Raw genomic sequence first — 18,613 nt, forward strand, 5'->3', positions numbered from 1 at the left:
TTAAACCTCCTTTGCGGCAGGGACACGTTTGATGATGGCTTCAGCGTGGCCATCTAGTCCTTCTGCTTGTGCCAAGGTGACGATTGCGTCTGCCTGACTTGCTAGTGCTTCTGAGCTGTACTGAATGAACTGGGTACGCTTAACGAAGTCATAGACCCCCAGTGGTGAGAAAAACCGTGCTGATCCGGCGGTAGGCAAAACGTGATTGGGTCCCGCGACATAATCACCGACCGGCTCAGCAGCATTTTGACCAAGAAAAACGGATCCGGCATTTTGAATCTGAGCTAGATACGTGATCGGATCAGGCAACTGAACTTCTAAGTGCTCGGGTGCAATTGTATTCATCAATGAAAAGGCATCGTTTATGGTTGCTACAATCGCAATGAATCCTTGATTTTCAATTGCTGCTCGCGCGATCGATTCTCGAGGTAAGGTTGGCAACTGAATATCGATCTGTTCGCTGACTGCCGAAGCCAGTTTTTCACTTGGGGTTACCATCATCGCGCGCGCATTGGGGTCATGTTCGGCTTGTGATAAAAGATCGGCAGCTAATCGAATCGGATCGGCTGACTCGTCGGCAATGATGCCGATTTCTGAAGGACCAGCGATCATATCAATAGCAACGTTGCCAAAAACCTGCTTTTTAGCTTCCGCAACATAGCGATTGCCTGGGCCCATGATTTTATCAACGCGGGGGATGCTTTCGGTGCCATAAGCTAAAGCAGCAATTGCCTGGGCGCCACCGACTTGATATATAGCGTCTACGCCAGCGAGATTAGCCGCTGCTAGTACAACTGGATTAAGGCCATCTGGTTGCGGCGGTGTCACCATCACAATCTTTTTGACACCGGCCAATTTAGCGGGGATAGCGGTCATCAAAATGGTGGACGGATAAGCAGCTGTGCCGCCGGGAACATAGAGGCCGACTGCAGCCAACGGGGTGATTTTTTGTCCACGAATGATGCCAGGGTTTGGCGTATCGACGAAACCGCGTTCGATTTCATTTTGATGATAACTTGTGATATTGGCCTTCGCTAATTGCAAAGCTTTCAATAGTTTTGACGGCAGTTGTGCGGGCGCGGCATCGATGAGCGCTTGGTCAACCTGAAAGTCATTAACGGTAACGTGATCGAGCTTATTGCTATAAGTACGCAAAGCTGAGTCACCTTCTGCTCTGACTTTCGCGATGATCGCCTGAACAATCGTTTGTACATCTGTATTTTGGGCAACGGCGGTGCGCCGAATGTCGACTTGTTGCTTAAGCTGGCTTAACGTGCCGGTTAAAATTTTCATAACGATGCCTCCTGAGGGCGAACTTTTTGTAAAGATTGAATAAGCTGATAAATCTCTGTGCGTTTTTGTTTCAGGGCCAAGCGATTGACAACGAGATGTGTCGAGACAGGCGCGAGTTCGGCGAACACTTTGAGGTGGTTTTCGCGTAAGGTCGTGCCAGTTTCGGTGATATCAACGATGGCATCGGCCATACCAGTGAGTGGTGCTAATTCGACAGACCCTTCAATTTTGATGATTTCAACGTCCTCGCCTTGCTTTTGAAAATACTGTTGCGCAATGTGCGGGTACTTGGTCGCGATGAGTTTACGTTTCGTCTGCTTTGGATCAAAGTCTGCGGTTGAAGCAAGAATGAAGCGGCAACGACCAGTGTTGAGATCCAACATGTCAAACTGGCGATGCCCTTGCTCAGCCAGAATATCCGAACCGACAATCCCAATATCGACGGTGCCATGATTGAGATAGGTCAGCACATCCGGGGCTTTAACCAAAATAAAGTGAAAATTCGGATCATCGGCAAAAATCAACCGTCTGCTTTTGGCTTGAATGGCCTCACAGTGAATCCCGGCAGCCGCGAGTAAGGGTAAGACTTGCGTTTCAGTTCGCCCCTTAGTGAGCGCAATGGTGAGTGTCATAGGATCGCCTCCTTTGGGGAAAGATCAATCAGGTTAGCATGCTGTTTTGTCGCTGCAGCTTGAGCCTCTGCCAAAGTATCGACCAGACACAGTCTTGCATTCGGGGTGGTGGCAACCATCGCTGCTGCGGCTTGCCATTGCGATGGCAGACCATAGACAAATGTGAGGGGCTGGTCAGGCGCATTCGGCAATTGATCAGTCACGGCATCAATGTCAAAAGCTAAGCCAACCGCTGGCAACAATTCTTGTTGAAAACTTGCCAGCAATTTGTCATAGCGACCGCCGCTAAAAAGATATTGGTGACCGCCATCAACGTAAGCATGGAAGAAGATGCCGGTGTAATAAGATTGTGGTGGCCGGCTGGTGAGATCGATCGTCACGCGCAACTCCGGAAATTGATCTTTGAGAAAGGCCACCGTTTGTTGAAGTGGGGCTAAGCGATCCGTAATCACATTCGACGGCAATAACCGTTTCAATTCGGCAAAGATCGTTTCGCTATCGCCAAAAAGCCATGGCCACTGTTGAAGAAATGGATAAAGTGGGTTTGTAGCAAGCGGCGCAATCAGGTCTTGATAGGTGCTTAGCTCTTTAGCAAAGAAAGCGGTTTGAAATGCATCAGCCGCGGCATCATTCAGTTGAAGTGTTCGTAAGATTTGCGGAACGAACTGGGCATCAGATAACTCTAACGTGAGATGTGTCAATCCTAGCGTGCGACAAATTTTTCCTGCTTCGCTGAGACATGCCCACTCGGCTTTGAGGGAGCGATACCCAATAAGCTCAATACCTGCTTGGGTGATCTGGTTATAAGTACCGCTTAGACTTTTCTTAACTCGAAAAATGTCGCCGACATACCACCATTGCACTGGCGGCACGATACTCGTGGTACTAAGCAATCTCGCAAGCGGTAAAGTCAGATCAGGCCGCATAACCACTGATTCGCCAGCATCATCGAGCATTTGATAAGGTTGTTCGCCACTGACAGCTAACGGTTTAAACACATCTCGATATTCCAACAATGGGGTTTTGACCCGCTCGAACCCGGCTTGAATGAATTGTTGACTAATGGTTTGAATGAGATTCTCCTTGCGAATGGCCCGCGGCCCGAATTCGTCGCGTGTGCCAATAGGCAGATGCCGATTTGACATGAGTTAGCTCCTTTCGTTGACATGAAGTTTGGCTTGGTGCTCGCGATAACGCGCTCGCAGTCGCAGAAACCTATGCGCTCCTGGTCGCGCCTAAAAAAAATCGCCCTCGAAAACGAAAAAACGTTTCCGAGGGCGATTTTTGACCGCGGTACCACCTCAATTTTGTTTAGCTCTTGCGACCTAAACCTCACCTGCCAAGTAACTGTCAGCAATTGCGAACAGCAGTTGGCAGCAGTGATAACGCAACGGATGCGTGACAGCTTACTTAGTTCAGCCGTCAAGTTCATAGATGTGTGTTCAGCTGGCTAATCGCGTCTTTTCAGCAATAGACGCTCTCTGTTGATCATGATCAGCTTACTTGTTCTAATCACAACTTCATGTTTGTTAATGTGACTTTCATAATAGCCATCATTTTGCCATTGTCAACCTTTTTTTAATTCGGCGCGGATAATGCCACCACAAGTTGTGGCATAAAAAGGTGCGGCAGCCAGCATCAATGATGTTTTTTTATGAATATTTGGTCAAATTATTATTTTGAAATTAAACATCTTTTTTTGCATAATCAGTCCACTAATTAGGGACCTCAGTATCCGTTTTAAGAAACGTCAGTAGTAATTGTCGCATCTCTGCATCTTGCGCAGGTGTTCCAAAACTTTGGCGAATCCAGCCGGGTACCATACTGTCGCGAACCAAGTAGCCATGCTGTTTTAAAAAGGCGCCAAGCGCTTGGGGATCGGCGACTTGATACAACATAAAGTTGGTCTGACTGGCATAGTGCTGAATGTGGTTGGCCTCAAAAAAAGCTGACCATTGCTGCCGTGCTGTCAATAGTTGCTGTTTCACGGTTTGAGTGAAGGCTTGATCCTGCCAAACTGCTAATGCCGCCGTCTGACTAATACCGCTAATGTTGTAAGGCAAGCGCACATTCTGCATTTTAGCAATTATTCGCTGCGGCACGATGCTAAACCCGACGCGAAAATTAGCTAGACCGTACAATTTTGAAAATGTCCGCATGACTAGTAAATTGTTGAATTGGGTAACCAGTGACAGCGCAGACGGATTCGGAACGTCGGCGACAAAATCAATATAGGCTTCATCAACCACTACTAGCACATCAGTAGGCACCCGCTTCATAAACTGGGCGATCTGAGAAATTGGTAAATAAGTACCGGTCGGGTTATTCGGATTGCATAACCAAATCACTTTTGTTTTGGCCGTAATGTGCGCGGCTAAATCATCAAGATCAATAAGTCCGGTTGCCGGCGTTACGGCAGCATTCACCGTTGTGGCACCCGCGATAGCTGCCTGTAGTTGATATTCAGGATAAGTCGGCCACGGTTGAAGGCTTTCGTCCCCGACTTCCAAAAATGTCCGGCAAATCAAGGCAATCATTTCATCCAAACCACTGGAAAAAAGGAGCTGGTCGGGGTTTACGTGTAGTCGTTCGGCCACGGCTGTTCGTAATGGCAGTGCATCTGGATCAGGATAATTGCGTCCTTGCGAAAACGCCCAATTTGCGAGCGCTTCTTTCACTTTGGGCGATGTGCCAACCGGATTTTCATTGAATGACAAACGCGTCAGCTTGGCAAGTCCCGCTGCTTTCGCGAGTCGCTCCGGTGTGCTGTCCGAAACATAGTCCGGCAGCTTGGCAACACTTTTGCGTAACATCACGCCACCTGCTTTCTTAATTGCTTTCGAGTGTACGCGCAATTGCTTGAAAAGTAAATATATTATGCATAAATATTCATAGGATAAGCGTCGAATCAAAGTATTGGCTTGCTGTTGCTGACCAAGCACGGAGAAATCTAGTTATTTTAATTAAGCTGAGTAGTTTTTCTTAAGCAAATAATCAGGTTAAACCATAGCGCGAAGTCATCAAAAAAAGGCAACAATTTCCATACAAAGGAAAAACGTTGACCTTTTTCACATAGATAATTTTTATTGAAAATTTGAAGAAATCAGTGCCAAGGCGGAGCAATCACAGGCCAGATGGGGCTCAGCTGTGCAAACAACACAGCGACCGGGCTTTGTCGCTGATGTTGTTAGGCGACTTCGAGACCGTGGGTTTGGCGGGCTCGAAGCGCCGTCACGCGTTCCAGCTCCATCTGGCCGGAGATTGCGGAGTTTGGCACGGCAAAGAAATTTTTGCACTGAGCTTTTCCTGAATTATTCGAAATCTAATAATTCACAAGTTCTATGAGGAACTATGGCTCAGCCCCAACCTCTAATCAATATTTTAATCTTTGGCGATAAAAGCCAAATAATAAGTCACAGCCGATACCGTTTGCGCCGAACGGATTTTGCCAGCTTTGACACCCGCAACTAATTCAGAAAATGGGACTAATCGGCTAGTTACAAATTCGTCTTGATCGAAGTCTTGTTTTGTTTTATCAGCCAAGTCAAGATGTGCCAACACCAGATTGACGGTTTCATCCGTCATCCCTTCACTTGAACGGATAGCGGTCATCCACTGCAAATCGTGCGTCACGTAGCCGGTTTCCTCGCGCAATTCCCGGCTTGCGGCTGTTTGCCAGTCTTCACCCGGGTCCATCAAACCGGCTGGTAAGCCAAAGACTTCACTGTTTACCGCAACTCGATACTCGCGATTGACTAGCACGCGCCCATCATCGGTCATAGCCAACATGGCCATTGCATTGGCGTGGCGAATCAAGTCACGCTCAACTGTGAGGCCATCAGGCGTTTTAATATGTTGCGTCACAACATCGAAAATCGGCCCATGATAATGCGGGGTTTCGCTCAGAATTTTTCCTTTTGCTAGCGGTTGATCAAAAAACATATAGGCATCTCCTTCAATTGAAAAAGCCGCGCCTAAACGCGACTTCTGATTATGCTTTCGTAAAATCCTTCATCCAAGCTAAGGCGATTGCCTTTTCACCTAAGTGGGTGCCGACAACTGGGCCAAAGTAAGATAGTTCGAATGGAACTGTTGGAAACTTCTGCTGTAAATCTGCTAACCAACGATTGGCCTCGTCTGGATCATTAGCGTGGATAACAACCGCGCGAACCGGATAATCAACTCGATCAAGTTCTTCTTGAAACAAAGTCTCAACGCGAGAGTAAGCCTTTTTGATGGAGCGAATTTTTTCGATCGCCACGATCTTGTGACTTTGATCGTCAAACGTTAACAATGGCTTGATCTTTAACATGCCACCGATAAAAGCCGAGGCATTGCTGAGTCGGCCGCCGCGAACAAGGTTTTGCAGATCATTAACGATAAAATACTCACCCATGGTTGTGCGTAAGTTATCTAATCGAGCCAAGATCGCCTCAGGATCATCACCGGCTTCGGCCATTTGTGCTGCTGCCAAAACCAGCCAACCCATCAAAATAACGGTAATTTGTGAATCATAAACATAAACCTTTGCGCCTTGAACCTCATCTACGGCACCTTTCAATGTATTCACAAAACCGGAAATTGTGCTGGCCAGATGAATACTGATGATAGTGTCATAGCCTTCATTAGCAAGATTCTCGTAAAGCTTCAGCATCTCGCCCAGCGGCGGCTGCGTGGTGCTGGGGAACGTTTTGGCAGTCTTTAATTTGGCATAGAATTCTTCGGTGGTGATATCCTTGCCTTCGTCGTAAACCGCGCCGTCAAGAATAACCGGAATCGGCACCACAGTGATGTGATGTTTGTCAATTTCGGCTTGCGGCAGATAACAGGTACTATCCGTCACGATAGCAATTTTCATGTACAGACACCCACTTTTTCAAAAATGATTGTCTACATCATACCATAAAAAACAAAAATGTAGCGGGTGCGCAGTCCCCCACCACCCGCTTTTTGCTATGCCACCCAAAAACCGGTAAAATGATTGGTACAATTGGAAAGCGAGCGGATCAACATGTCATTTGACGGAATCTTTACCCATGCCATGACCAACGAGCTAAATGCAACTTTAAGCGGCGGCCGTGTTGCTAAAATTCAACAACCTTATGAAAATGAAGTTGTGATCACTATTCGAGCGGGACGAAAGAATCATCCCCTCCTTCTGTCAGCCAACCCTCAATATGCGCGGGTTCAGATCACGCATATTCCATTCACGAACCCTGATGTTCCCGCAACATTCACCATGACGTTGCGGAAGTATTTTAATGCGGCCACCTTAACTGCCGTGCATCAGGTGCAAAATGACCGGGTGCTCCACTTTGAGTTCTCAACCCGTGACGAACTCGGCGACGAACTCGGCTTGCGGTTGATCATCGAAATGATGGGTCGCCACAGCAATATTTTCCTTGTCAGTGAACGTACTGGTAAAATTATTGATCTCATTCGGCATGTGTCGGCCGATCAAAATCGTTATCGTCCCCTGATGCCAGGTGCCCCTTACGTTGAACCGCCTAAGCAAGACAAAACCGATCCTTTTCACGATCCAGACCGGCGTTACCACGCATTAGAACGCGAGGTCACGCCCGCCTTAAGTCGCGCAGCGCTGTTACAACAGCATTATCAAGGCTTAGCTAAAGATTCGGCTACTGAGCTTGCGTTACGACTCAACCAAGGCGATGCAGGCTGGGATGGTTTCTTTGCCGCACTGGCGACACCCGTGCCGACCATCACGGCACAAGGTAAAAAGGCCGTTTTCACGGCAATCCCCTACCTGTCATTGACTGGTGAGCAAAGCCAATATCCGACCCTCAGCACGATGTTGGATGCTTATTATGAACAAAAGGCGGAGCACGATCGCGTCTTGCAGCAAGGTGGGAACCTGATCCACGTCATCAAGAACGTCCTTGATAAAGATCGCAAAAAACAGCGTAAGTTGCAGCGGACCTTAGAGGAAACGGAAAAGGCCGATGATTACCGAATTCGGGGCGAAGTGTTGACGACTTATTTAAGTCAGGTCGAACGCGGCATGACCAGCATCGAGCTGCCTAATTTCTATGATGATAATCGGCCAATCAAAATCACACTATCCAACCAACTGACGCCGTCTAGAAATGCTCAGAAGTACTTCGCTAAATATACAAAACTGCGTAATGCCGTTGCCCATGTCCATCAACAAATGCAGGAAAATCAGGAAGAAATTGATTATCTTGAAGGTATCATGGCCCAGATCGACGTCGCTAGCCCGAAAGATTTGGCCGATATTCGGCTCGAACTGCAGCAGCAAGGCTATTTACGCAAGCAAAAGACCAACAAAAAAGGGGCTAAACGCCAAAAGGTCGCAAAACCTGATCAATTTTATGCCAGCGATGGCACCAAAATTTGGGTGGGCAAGAATAACTTGCAGAATGATCAATTGACCTTGCACACCGCTAAGAAAACCGATATCTGGCTGCACGTGAAAGATATACCAGGCTCCCATGTTATCATCGATAGTCATCAGCCAAGCGAGAAAACGTTGCTCGAAGCGGCTAAGTTGGCCGCCTATTTTTCGAAAGCCCGTGACAGTGCTAATGTACCGGTGGACTGGATCGAAGTCAAAAAGATTCGTAAACCCAATGGCGCCAAGCCAGGTTTTGTGGTTTATGAAGGGCAAAAGACGGTCGCTGTCACGCCTGACGTCGAGCTGGTCGACAAGTTACGCAACCCGCCTACCAAGTAATCGTCACGTTCAATTGATGTCAGTGTCTAGGGGGCAATCAGAACGATGAAAGCATCAGACATTCCTTCATCCAAAACCGTTCAGGCGCATATATTAGCTAACAAGATCAAACATGGCTGGAACACCACTGATACAAATTTCGAAATGTTATTGGCCAACCATGAAATGGCTGAATTAACGACGGCATTATTAAAGGACGATCACGCCAACATCGCGGAAGAATTGGCTGATATCACCATTTATCTACTTGGCATTGCCGAGATGACAGATGTTGATTTAGCCCAAGCCGTCCACAAGAAAGTCGCCATTAACGACCACCGCGTGTATGATGCGCAAGGCCATAAACATCTTGAATAACTTGTTCTGACGGCACCAAAAAAGCTCACGTCGCAAAACGTGAGCTTTTTTGATGCTGTTTAACCTTGGAACTTAAACACAACATTGCTATCGAAAAGCTTGAGCATTTTTTCAAACAATAACTTACTTAGCAAGGCTGCTGCAACTGGAATCACGATCCAGCAAAGGACAACCAGCGGGATCGCTAGGCCAGCCTCCATGGATGCCAGCGGTCCGACCAAGCCGACAATCCCGAACCCAGAAGATTGCGGCGTACCGCTGATAGAAAGCAGTGCAACTGGAATTGCCGAAATGATCGCGGTGAACAAGCACGGTACTAAGATAATCGGATATTTGAACAAGTTCGGCATCATGAGTTTCATGGCACCTAAAGCAATTGCCAAGGTCACGCCAGATTTGTTCACGGTCCATGAATAAACGACAAGCGCAAGTGCTGTTGCTGCAACCCCCATCGCCGCTGCACCAGCCGAAACTCCGTTCAGTTGGATGGCTAGGCCAATGGCAACAGTCGAAATTGGACTAATGATAATCGTGGCGAAGGAGCAGCAAATTAAGATTGCCATGAAAATCGGCTGTAAGGTCGTAAAACTGTTAATTACATCGCCAATCGCTGCGGTAAATGCTGCAATAAACGGCAACAGTAAGACCCCGATATAGGCGACCCCGCACCCAACCAAGATCGGCATGGCAACCACTGCTGTGGAGCCGAATTTATCTTTGACCCACATCAGAACCAACACAGCAATTGAGGCGGTGATCATGGTATTAATTAAATCACCGGTACCGGCACCGACATAGGCTTTCATGGCAGGATTAAATTTCACAACCCCCGAACCAACAAAGGAAGCACCAGCCGTTACCATCATCTGCATTGGATTGAATTCAAATTGCAAAGCGATCAAACCGCCAATAATCAACGGTGTCGCAAGTTGAAAAATCACGGCAATTTGCGTCAACATGACCGCAAATGTGTTGGTGCCGAAGTATTTAAGAATGCCGGATAGAACAGCATTGGGGATGAGGCCGATAATAACGCCCAAGGCCGTTCCTGATAAAACCTTATTAAGAAAAACGCGTGGCGTCATTTTCTGGGACTTTTCAGGTGTTTTGTTGTCTTCAACAAGCCCGCCTGCTTTCCCCTTTTGTTCGTCTACAAGTGCATCTGCAGCCGCATGGGTCATCTCCTTGTTCGTCGAATCAGCCATCATGTGTCACCCCTTCATTATTTTGCGTGCAGCAACTGTTCCTTGGCGTGGACTAGTTGGGTTAAGAAGGTACAATATGGGGTCGGAATACCGTACTTCTTACCGCGCCGATCAATCACACCGTTAATATAATCGATCTCAGTCAAGCGGTGATTGGTAATCAGGTCTTGATGCATGGACGGATAATGATGGCCGATCGTGTTTGGATCCCAGGTTGTTTTGATGTAGTCCACCGTGTCAGGCACATTCAAATCAATGCCTTCTTTTGCGGCAACTGCCGAGAATTCTTTGACGATTGCGACAACCATGTCCTCAGCGGTTGAGGTGCTGCCAAATTCACTCATATTGCAGTCCAGAATCGTGCATAAGCCGTTCATTGTGCCATTGACCGTTGCTTTCTTGTAGATCGTATACAGAATATTATCAGAGTATTCAGCATTTAGTCCAGCGTCTGATAACAATTTCACGATCTTTTTTGCAGCCGCGGTTGCTGCTTCGCCGTCTTCGACGTTGCGCAAGGCGACTGAACCGCTGCCGAATAGCTTTAATTTGCCTGGTCCTTCCATTCCGGCGGTCCACATCGTATTACCAATAAAAATATTGTCGCGTGTGACATATTTTTCGATGATTTCTTCATGACCGATACCATTCATTAAACACAGAATTTTAGTATGGTCAGTGATCACCGGCTTTAATGACTGCATCATACCGTCTAGTTGCATGGATTTCGGGAAGAGGATGACGAGATCAGCCACCGCGTTTGGATCAATTTTGGATTGTTCATAGGCTTTGATCTTAGCAACAACTTGTTCGCCATCGAAGTTAGCCTGCAGGCCATGCTCATTGATAGCATTCACATTGTCAGCCCAGCCGTCAATACCGTCGACATCATTGCCTGCGCGACTGAGCATCAATGCATAGCGGCCACCCATGGCCCCGACACCAGCAATTGTAATTTTCATGATCTTTTTCCTCCTGTCATGGCACATCTCTACAGCTGTTTTGAAAATCTGTGGAAATTCAATGTTCTCAACGCAAACATGTCGTACTGTGCTTTAGTAAAGATCCGACTCGATGTTGTATTGACTTAAGTTCAATTTGACATCGTTCATAAATCGTCCGGCTTGCAGGCCGTCGAGAATACGGTGATCCAGCGACAGACACAGATTGACCATGTCAGCGATCTTAATGCCGTCATCGGTGACGACCAGTTTCTTGTTGATGCTTTCGACTTGCATAATCGCTGCCTGCGGATAATTAATAATCCCCATGGAGGCAACTGAGCCAAACGATCCGGTATTGTTCACGGTGAAGGTGCCATCTGCCATATCAGCCGACGTCAGTTTCCCAGCGCGCGTGAGTTGCGCTAGACGGTTGATTTCTTTGGCAATCCCGGTGATGGACAGCTGGTCGGCATGTTTTATCACGGGTACATAAAGATAATCATCGGTTGCAACGGCAATTGAGATATTGAAATCCTGATGATAAACAATATTCCCGTCTTGCCAGCTAGTGTTGATCTTCGGATGTTTCTTCAAGGCTTGAACGACGGCTTTAATGAAGAATGGAAAGTAAGATAAGGAAATGCCTTCCTGCTGTTTAAAGTTGTCCTTCATGCGGTTACGCAGTTTAACCATGTTCGTCACATCTGCTTCCACTAGCATCCAAGCATGCGGAATTTCGGTGGCACTTTGCACCATGTGACGAGCAATTGTTTTACGAATACCATCAGCCGGGACAATTTGATCATGAATTCCAGGTTCAAAGTTGATCGTTTCAGGTGCTGGCTTTGGTGCTTCCGGTATTGCTGATGCGGGCGGTGCGGTTGGCGCTTGGGTGGTTGCTTGAGCCGGAGCTGAAGGCTCAGGCACTGAGGTTGGCGCGCTGGCGCTAGGCGTGTAATTGAGCACATCCTTGCGGGTGATTCGGCCATTGTTACCGGTGCCGATGACATCATTAAGATCGATGCCTTTTTCTTCAGCTAAAGCCAACACGGCGGGTGAAAAACGCTTGCCGCCAGCGGCACTAGGTTTGCTTGGCGCTGCCGGAATTGGTACTGGTGCTGGTGGCGATGCCGGTTGTGCAGCCGGTGAACTGGTGGCGGCAGCTGGTTCAGGCGCACTTGCTGCGCCTTCAACTTCGATGCTCATGATCGGTGTACCGATTGGAACCTCTTTATCAAGGTCAACGAGATAGGCTTTAATGACGCCAGCAAAATTCGATGGAATTTCGGTCGTCACTTTATCTGATACGGTTTCAGCTAAGGGATCGTATTTTTTGACATGATCGCCTGGTTTGACCAGCCAATTAATGATGGACGCTTCGTGAACACTCTCGCCTAAACCGGGCAGTAAGATTTGTTCGATCGCCATGCTATTTTCCCCCTTCATCAATATGCTGCGAGCGCTTTCATTTCGTTGTAAACTTGTTCTTCGTTAACTAAGAATGCTCGTTCCAGCCCAACAGCATATGGCATTGCCGGCACATCAGGTCCTGCTAACCGTCTGATTGGTGCATCGAGATCGAAAAGGGCATCCTCGGCAATCATGGCTGCAACTTCACTCATGATGGTGCTTTCCTTGTTATCCTCGGTGATTAATAAGACTTTACCGGTTTTCTTTGCTGCTGCGACTAAGGTTTCCCGATCAAGTGGATAAAGTGAGCGGACATCAACGATTTCTGCACTGACGCCTTCACCGGCCAGCTTCTCCGCAGCAGTTAAGGCATGTTGGAGCACCGCCCCATATGCAATCACGGTCAAGTCGTCACCTTCGCGAATCACATTAGCCTTGTCAATTGGCACGGTGTAATCCGTTTCCGGCACTTCCGCTTTTAGCAAGCGATATAGACGTTTGTGTTCATAGAAAATCACCGGATCGTCACTGCGAATCGCAGTTTTAATCATGCCTTTTGCGTCGTATGGATTTGACGGGGTGACGACCCGCAAACCTGGTTGCCCAGCAAAGATCTTTTCCGTTGATTGTGAGTGATAAAAGCCGCCGCGCACGCCGCCGCCATATGGAGCGCGGAAAACTGCCGGCACGGTCCAGTCGCCTTTGCTGCGGTACCGCATGCGGGCAGCTTCGGAATTGAGCTGGTTGACAGCTGGTAAAATATAATCAGCAAATTGGAATTCGGCGATTGGCCGGAAGCCAACTAGTCCAAGGCCAACACCCATACCGCCAATAGCAATTTCCGTTAAAGGTGTGTTGAAAACCCGCTTATCGCCATACTTGGCAGCCAAGCCTTTCGTGACGCCAAAGACCCCGCCTTTGTCACCGCCGACATCTTCCCCGAAAATAAGGACGTTTTCATCTTTCGCCATTTCTTCGTCAATACCTTGTTGGATCGCCTCTAAATAAGTTAATTCAGCCATGGTTCTTCATCCTCCTTTAAACGCGTTCACCAGCCCAGAAACCTGCGTGTAAGTATCTTGGTCGCAATGGTCAAAGTGCGACCATCCACGTCCAAGGACACTTGTACTCCGGTTTCTACCCGTGGCAGTTCGCGCTCTCCTATTCTGCGTACAACTGGTCGGTGATCTTGGCTGGATCTGGATCAGGCATGGCTTCTGCCTCATCGGTTGCTTGGTTAATCTCGGTTTCAAGTTCCTTCTCAATGCGATCAATGTCGGCTTCGTTCAGGTACCCTTCGTCGATTAATTGTTGTTGGAAAAGTTTCACCGGATCATTTTCTTTGATTTCGGCAAGTTCTTCGGCACTACGGTATACCCGCTGATCATCGTCGGAAGAATGACTGGTGAGTCGTTCAACCATGATCTCAATCAAGGTCGGGCCGTTGCCTTGACGGGCATCCGTCACTGCTTGCTTGAAAGCCAGATAGGTTTCAGCAAAGTCGCTGCCATTGACTCGTATCCCCTTAAAACCGAATGCCGGGCCGCGATCAGCTAACTTTTCAACGGCATATTGTTCTTTGTCTGGCACCGAAATAGCGTATCCATTATTTTCAACGACGAAGACTACTGGCATCTTGTGCACGCCTGCGATGTTCATGGCTTCTGCACATTCACCTTGACTAAAGGAGCCATCCCCAGTGGTAACCACGGTGACATAGTCTTCACCACGCATCTGAGCACCATAGGCAATCCCCGCGGAAATTGGATACTGGGTGCTGACTGGCGAGGAGTGACTCACAATGTTATGCGCCTTGCTGCCGTAATGACTTGGCATTTGACGACCATGTGAAGCTGGATCAGCTTCTTTCCCAAAACCGGCCAGCATAATATCTTTTGTCGTCATCCCCCACATGAGCACTGCGGTGAGATCCCGGTAGTAAGGCAGAAAATAATCTTTGTCATAATCAAACGCCAACGCCATAGCAGCTTGCCCGACTTCAGCACCTTGTCCGGAAATGTTAAACGAGAATTTACCAATTCGGGTCAGTTGCCATAAACGTTCATCGACGCGGCGGCCACGCATAACGGCCTTATAGACGTCAAGAATGGTCTCGCGACTCAATCCTGTCGTTTTCAGTTTCCCTGTCGTTTTCATTTTTTGCATCAGACTCACTCGCTTTCTTATTTGTGAATGGCTATCTTGTGGGTATCTAAAGTTGCTTCTTGAATGGCTTCCGATAGTGATGGATGCGGATGAACGGCATCACCAATCTCTGTAGCAGAGGCATCGAGGTACATCGCGTCACTCATTTCGGCAATCATGTCGGTGGCGTGGGCACCAATGATGCTGACGCCGATAATGTCATCGGTTACCACATCTCGCAGCACTTCGACAAAACCGGCTGTATCGCCCAAAATGATCGCTTTAGCATTGGCATTAAAGTTGAACCGGCCAATTTTCACGTCGCGATCTTGCGGATAATTGGATGAGGTATAGCCGACACTGGCAATTTCTGGATCGGTGTACGTACAACGCGGTACATCATTGTAATTAAGCGGTGCAACTGGTAGACCGGCCATGTGTTCCACCGCGATGATACCTTCTTTCATCGCCACATGCGCCAACTGGAGGGTATCGATGACATCGCCAATCGCATAAATGTGATCTTCCGTTGTTTGATAAAACGCATTGTGGGTGATGCCCTTTGCCGAATACTTAATCGAGGTATTTTGTAGTCCAATGTCTTCAACATTTGGCTGGCGGCCAATCGCAACCATGACTTTGTCAACGATTAAGGGATCGGTTTGTTCAGCGATGGTCAGTGCCACCTGCTTATTTTTGATCGTTGCCTGTTCCACTTTGGCGCCGAGTTGGATGTGAATGCCGCGGTTTTCGAGTTGTTTCTGTAATTCACGGGCAATCGATTGACTTTCGTTGATCACCAATTGATCCAAAAATTCAACGATGGTGACATCCACCCCAAAGTCATTAAGCAGAGAAGCCCATTCGACGCCGATGACACCGCCTCCGATGATTGCGACTTTCTTCGGTAAAGCCGTGAGTTCGAGCATGCCGTTGGAGGTCAAAATCATCTTTTCGTCAATTGGCAGACTCGGCAAAGTCTTTGGACTAGAGCCAGTTGCGATGATGACGTGTTTAGGTACGATCATCACGTCTTCTTTGCTTTTGTCATCGAAGGTTACCGAGACAGTTCCAGATACCGGTGAGAAAATCGATGGGCCTAAAACCGCGCCAGTTCCGTTAAGAACGGTGATCTTATTTTTCTTCATCAATCCTTGAACCCCGCGGTAAAGCTGGTCCACAACAGTTGCTTTACGCGCTTGAATCTTAGCAAAATCAATGCCGACTTTGCCTTCGATGATCCCGCCAAATGTCGCAGCTGATTGCATCAGTCGCAGTGTTTCACCGCTATGCAACAGTGACTTGGTGGGGATGCAGCCTTTGTGCAAACAAATGCCGCCGACTTTTGCCTTCTCTACTAAAACGACCTGCATGCCTAACTGTGCGGCCCGAATGGCGGCAACATAACCGCCGGGTCCGCCACCCAGGACCACCAGATCTGTGTTCATTGTCATCTGCCAGTTCCCCCTTTGATTGTTGACGCGTCTGATTGATAAACGCGGACGGGTTCTTCATGATTCAAAACGCGCATCACCCCCTCATAGAGTGCCTGCATTTCCATTTCTCCTGGTCGCACTACCACCGGTGCAATCCATGCTAAATCATGTTGCAGCGGGGCTGTCACAGCAGTGGCATAAGCAGCGCCGCCAGTCAAAATAATCACATCAACCTGACCATTTAAAACGCCCGCCATTTCGGCGATCTGTTTTTTAATCTGATAGATCATGCCATCTAAGTAGAACTTAGCGGTTTCGTCACCCTCAGCAATCCGAGCGACAATGTTTTTGATACTGATATCGTTTAGGTACGAGCGCAAACCGCTTTGACTAGCCAATAATTTTTTGACTTGGGCTAGTGTCAGCCGCTCAGCTAACACTTTGGCAACAAAATCAACTAGTGGCAGTGAGCCAGCTCTTTCGGGTGAGTACGGTCCTTCACCATCAATGCCGTTATTGCCGTCAATCATGCGGCCGTTTTCATGTGCATGAATGCTGAGACCTCCGCCGATGTGCGCGACGATCACACGGCTTGTGGCATAGGTCTTGCCCATAGTAGCCAAAACTTGGCGGGCCATGGCTTTTTGATTTAAAACATGGGCCGCACTGTGTCGCTCGATTCCTTTTAAACCACTGATACGAGCGAGCGGCTGCAATTCATCTACCACGGGTGGATCCACCACATATGCCTTGACGCCATATTGATCAGCGACTTGCTGTGCTAGTCCTGCACCGAGGTTACTTGCATGTTCGTTGCGTTTGGCTGCGGTTAAATCATCCAGCATCGCCTCATTGACAGCATACGTACCGCCCGGAATTGGTTTTAACAATCCTCCGCGTCCAGCGACTGCCAGCACTTCGCTTGCTGAAAAGTCCTGATCGGCTAAAAATTCTTGAATGGCTTGCATCCGAAAATCTTTTTGTGCAATAACGGCATCAAATTGACTTAGCTCGGCTAAGGAGTGGTTAAGTGTGCGTTCGGCGACCATTTTACCAGCCTTAAATAAGGCGATTTTGGACGAAGTTGAGCCAGGATTGATCACGATGACAACATCGCGTTTTGGATGCATGGTCATGAGGCACCGCCTTTCAGTTGTGCAATCGCGAATGCCAGCGCCGTTAGTTTACTATCAACGGAATCACTGCGCGAAGTTAAAACTATCGGCACTTTGGCCCCCACAATCGTGCCGCCTGAGCGAGCATCCGTGAATAGCATCAACGCCTTATATAAAACATTGCCAACATCAATGGTTGGGACAATTAACACATCGGCATCACCTTGAATCACGCCTTCATAATGTTTATGCGCAACAGAAGCTGGTGATAATGCCAAATCTAGCGAGATTGGGCCGGCAATCACGGCATCTGAGCGCGTTTCAAACTGTTTTGCGACCGCCTGCGCCAAAACTGAGGAAGGCATTTTCGGATTAAAGTTCTCGGCTGCACTGAGTAGCGCAACTTTTGGCTTTGGCAAACCAATTTGATGCGCAACGCCTACTGCATTTTCGACAATGGCGGTCAGCCTGTCTTCGTCGGGATCAATATTCATACCAGCATCGCTCAAAAGAAGCGGCCGGTTTAGTTGTGGCAGATGAATAATCGCAACATGAGACAAAACTTTCTGAAGCCGCAGTTGATAGTCAGGACGAAGCAGTTCTTTCAGTAATGTATGCGTTTGCACAATGCCCTTTAGTAAAATATCGGCCTTACCTTGAGCGACTAAACCAACCGCTTGCGTCACCGCGTGCGCTTCATCGCGCGCCTGATGAAACGTCCAAGTGTCTGCTTGGTCAACGTTCGAACCGCTATCAAACACAACAAATTGCAGTTTGTCCGCCAAGGTCGAAGCGAGCTCACTGCGAGCACGAGTTACAAGGGTTAGTATGTCTGGTTGCGAACCCATTGGAATAGCAACTGTGATCATCCTTTCACCTCCAAAGTTGATAAACGGTATCTTGCCAGTGGCCATTTAAATTGCGAACAACTGTTGTATAACAATTAACCAGATGACGTCTATTTTCCATAAAATTTACTCATAAATTAATGAAACTAAGTATATAAGCTTTAATTGCCCCTATCTGTAGTATAACAGTTGGTATCGATACAGCAAGAAAACGCGGCTTGATTTTCCTGAATTCTCATGAAGCTATTTTGATGAAACCTGAATTCAACGCATTGTGCATATAAATGCAATCAAATCATTTTCTAATAAATCAGTTTAAAATGGATTTTCCTGCTTAATTAATCCAATATCAGTCAAAATAATTTTTTTATTTGCCACTATGTGAATCAACGATCATATTCTGAAATTCTCATTTCCTCATGGCGTGCTTAGATTGCTCACCAATGTGACTTGGTTTCGATAAGTTGCACGTCATCGGCAAGGACAAAAAAGCACGGTTACTTCAAAAAATGT

The 18,613-nt window shown here is 47.6% G+C and carries 15 protein-coding genes, 2 pseudogenes and 1 other annotated feature; of the genes and pseudogenes, 2 read left to right on the forward strand and 15 right to left on the reverse strand.

All coding sequences use genetic code 11. The features are described from left to right. The 6 genes from hisD to ACWPAB_RS00940 form a co-directional block, all read right to left on the reverse strand. Positions 1-1,293, reverse strand: coding sequence for a histidinol dehydrogenase (gene hisD / locus ACWPAB_RS00915; RefSeq protein ID WP_003584412.1), 1,293 nt, complete (start codon positions 1,291-1,293; stop codon positions 1-3). Beyond that, entirely contained in the window at positions 1,290-1,925 is a 636-nt protein-coding gene (gene hisG / locus ACWPAB_RS00920) for an ATP phosphoribosyltransferase (RefSeq protein WP_003575083.1), read from the reverse strand. Before hisG ends, hisD begins: the two co-directional genes overlap by 4 nt. Further along, positions 1,922-3,070, reverse strand: coding sequence for an ATP phosphoribosyltransferase regulatory subunit (locus tag ACWPAB_RS00925; protein WP_003584414.1), 1,149 nt, complete (start codon positions 3,068-3,070; stop codon positions 1,922-1,924). The genes hisG and ACWPAB_RS00925 overlap by 4 nt, the downstream gene beginning before the upstream one ends. A gap of 125 nt (positions 3,071-3,195) precedes the next feature. After that, positions 3,196-3,450 (reverse strand) — a binding site (T-box leader). A gap of 190 nt (positions 3,451-3,640) precedes the next feature. Further along, complete coding sequence (hisC, locus tag ACWPAB_RS00930; RefSeq protein ID WP_016382318.1) at positions 3,641-4,738, reverse strand: histidinol-phosphate transaminase; 1,098 nt, start codon at positions 4,736-4,738, stop codon at positions 3,641-3,643. Positions 4,739-5,306: 568 nt separating this feature from the next. After that, entirely contained in the window at positions 5,307-5,867 is a 561-nt protein-coding gene (locus ACWPAB_RS00935; protein ID WP_003584419.1) for an NUDIX hydrolase, read from the reverse strand. 49 nt (positions 5,868-5,916) lie between these two features. Beyond that, positions 5,917-6,783: a DegV family protein gene (locus ACWPAB_RS00940; protein WP_003565486.1), complete on the reverse strand. Its 867-nt coding sequence runs from the start codon at positions 6,781-6,783 to the stop codon at positions 5,917-5,919. Positions 6,784-6,936: 153 nt separating this feature from the next. Here ACWPAB_RS00940 and ACWPAB_RS00945 point away from each other — a divergent pair, with 153 nt between their 5' ends. Both ACWPAB_RS00945 and ACWPAB_RS00950 read left to right on the forward strand, forming a co-directional pair. Further along, complete coding sequence (locus tag ACWPAB_RS00945; RefSeq protein WP_016382368.1) at positions 6,937-8,640, forward strand: NFACT RNA binding domain-containing protein; 1,704 nt, start codon at positions 6,937-6,939, stop codon at positions 8,638-8,640. Between the two features lie 45 nt (positions 8,641-8,685). Then, on the forward strand, positions 8,686-8,997 hold the full coding sequence (locus ACWPAB_RS00950) for a MazG-like family protein (RefSeq protein ID WP_016382367.1): 312 nt from the start codon (positions 8,686-8,688) through the stop codon (positions 8,995-8,997). Between the two features lie 59 nt (positions 8,998-9,056). Here the strand turns inward: ACWPAB_RS00950 and ACWPAB_RS00955 are convergent, their stop codons facing one another. From ACWPAB_RS00955 to ACWPAB_RS00995, 9 genes and pseudogenes are all read right to left on the reverse strand, one after another. Next, positions 9,057-10,205: a PTS sugar transporter subunit IIC gene (locus tag ACWPAB_RS00955; protein WP_003584435.1), complete on the reverse strand. Its 1,149-nt coding sequence runs from the start codon at positions 10,203-10,205 to the stop codon at positions 9,057-9,059. Between the two features lie 14 nt (positions 10,206-10,219). Beyond that, entirely contained in the window at positions 10,220-11,164 is a 945-nt protein-coding gene (locus ACWPAB_RS00960) for a 2-dehydropantoate 2-reductase (protein WP_003584437.1), read from the reverse strand. 93 nt (positions 11,165-11,257) lie between these two features. After that, positions 11,258-12,208, reverse strand: a pseudogene (locus tag ACWPAB_RS00965) (dihydrolipoamide acetyltransferase family protein); the annotation flags it as partial. 195 nt (positions 12,209-12,403) lie between these two features. Next, positions 12,404-12,592, reverse strand: a pseudogene (locus ACWPAB_RS00970) (biotin/lipoyl-containing protein); the annotation flags it as partial. Further along, positions 12,592-13,578 (reverse strand): alpha-ketoacid dehydrogenase subunit beta, encoded by a 987-nt coding sequence (locus ACWPAB_RS00975; protein ID WP_003579170.1) that lies wholly within the window; start codon positions 13,576-13,578, stop codon positions 12,592-12,594. The gene ACWPAB_RS00975 and the pseudogene ACWPAB_RS00970, both read right to left, overlap by 1 nt. 139 nt (positions 13,579-13,717) lie before the next feature. Continuing rightward, the gene (locus tag ACWPAB_RS00980) at positions 13,718-14,722 is read right to left on the reverse strand and encodes a thiamine pyrophosphate-dependent dehydrogenase E1 component subunit alpha (RefSeq protein WP_003565500.1); all 1,005 of its coding nucleotides are present in this window, start codon (positions 14,720-14,722) and stop codon (positions 13,718-13,720) included. A 17-nt stretch (positions 14,723-14,739) separates the two neighbouring features. Further along, a complete protein-coding gene (gene lpdA / locus ACWPAB_RS00985; RefSeq protein ID WP_003584441.1) occupies positions 14,740-16,155 on the reverse strand; it encodes a dihydrolipoyl dehydrogenase in 1,416 nt (471 codons plus the stop codon). Next, complete coding sequence (buk, locus tag ACWPAB_RS00990) at positions 16,152-17,273, reverse strand: butyrate kinase (RefSeq protein WP_003584443.1); 1,122 nt, start codon at positions 17,271-17,273, stop codon at positions 16,152-16,154. Before buk ends, lpdA begins: the two co-directional genes overlap by 4 nt. Further along, on the reverse strand, positions 17,270-18,121 hold the full coding sequence (locus ACWPAB_RS00995; RefSeq protein ID WP_003579179.1) for a phosphate acyltransferase: 852 nt from the start codon (positions 18,119-18,121) through the stop codon (positions 17,270-17,272). The genes buk and ACWPAB_RS00995 overlap by 4 nt, the downstream gene beginning before the upstream one ends. Positions 18,122-18,613: the final 492 nt, after the last annotated feature.

It is taken from the genome of Lacticaseibacillus sp. 30 (assembly GCF_053819265.1).

Excerpts from the sequence above, each read along its gene's own strand:
- hisD (WP_003584412.1), bottom strand. The coding sequence starts at position 1,293 with ATGAAAATTTTAACCGGCACGTTAAGCCAGCTTAAGCAACAAGTCGAC.
- hisG (WP_003575083.1), bottom strand. The coding sequence starts at position 1,925 with ATGACACTCACCATTGCGCTCACTAAGGGGCGAACTGAAACGCAAGTC.
- ACWPAB_RS00925 (WP_003584414.1), bottom strand. The coding sequence starts at position 3,070 with ATGTCAAATCGGCATCTGCCTATTGGCACACGCGACGAATTCGGGCCG.
- hisC (WP_016382318.1), bottom strand. The coding sequence starts at position 4,738 with ATGTTACGCAAAAGTGTTGCCAAGCTGCCGGACTATGTTTCGGACAGC.
- ACWPAB_RS00935 (WP_003584419.1), bottom strand. The coding sequence starts at position 5,867 with ATGTTTTTTGATCAACCGCTAGCAAAAGGAAAAATTCTGAGCGAAACC.
- ACWPAB_RS00940 (WP_003565486.1), bottom strand. The coding sequence starts at position 6,783 with ATGAAAATTGCTATCGTGACGGATAGTACCTGTTATCTGCCGCAAGCC.
- ACWPAB_RS00945 (WP_016382368.1), top strand. The coding sequence starts at position 6,937 with ATGTCATTTGACGGAATCTTTACCCATGCCATGACCAACGAGCTAAAT.
- ACWPAB_RS00950 (WP_016382367.1), top strand. The coding sequence starts at position 8,686 with ATGAAAGCATCAGACATTCCTTCATCCAAAACCGTTCAGGCGCATATA.
- ACWPAB_RS00955 (WP_003584435.1), bottom strand. The coding sequence starts at position 10,205 with ATGATGGCTGATTCGACGAACAAGGAGATGACCCATGCGGCTGCAGAT.
- ACWPAB_RS00960 (WP_003584437.1), bottom strand. The coding sequence starts at position 11,164 with ATGAAAATTACAATTGCTGGTGTCGGGGCCATGGGTGGCCGCTATGCA.
- ACWPAB_RS00975 (WP_003579170.1), bottom strand. The coding sequence starts at position 13,578 with ATGGCTGAATTAACTTATTTAGAGGCGATCCAACAAGGTATTGACGAA.
- ACWPAB_RS00980 (WP_003565500.1), bottom strand. The coding sequence starts at position 14,722 with ATGCAAAAAATGAAAACGACAGGGAAACTGAAAACGACAGGATTGAGT.
- lpdA (WP_003584441.1), bottom strand. The coding sequence starts at position 16,155 with ATGACAATGAACACAGATCTGGTGGTCCTGGGTGGCGGACCCGGCGGT.
- buk (WP_003584443.1), bottom strand. The coding sequence starts at position 17,273 with ATGACCATGCATCCAAAACGCGATGTTGTCATCGTGATCAATCCTGGC.
- ACWPAB_RS00995 (WP_003579179.1), bottom strand. The coding sequence starts at position 18,121 with ATGATCACAGTTGCTATTCCAATGGGTTCGCAACCAGACATACTAACC.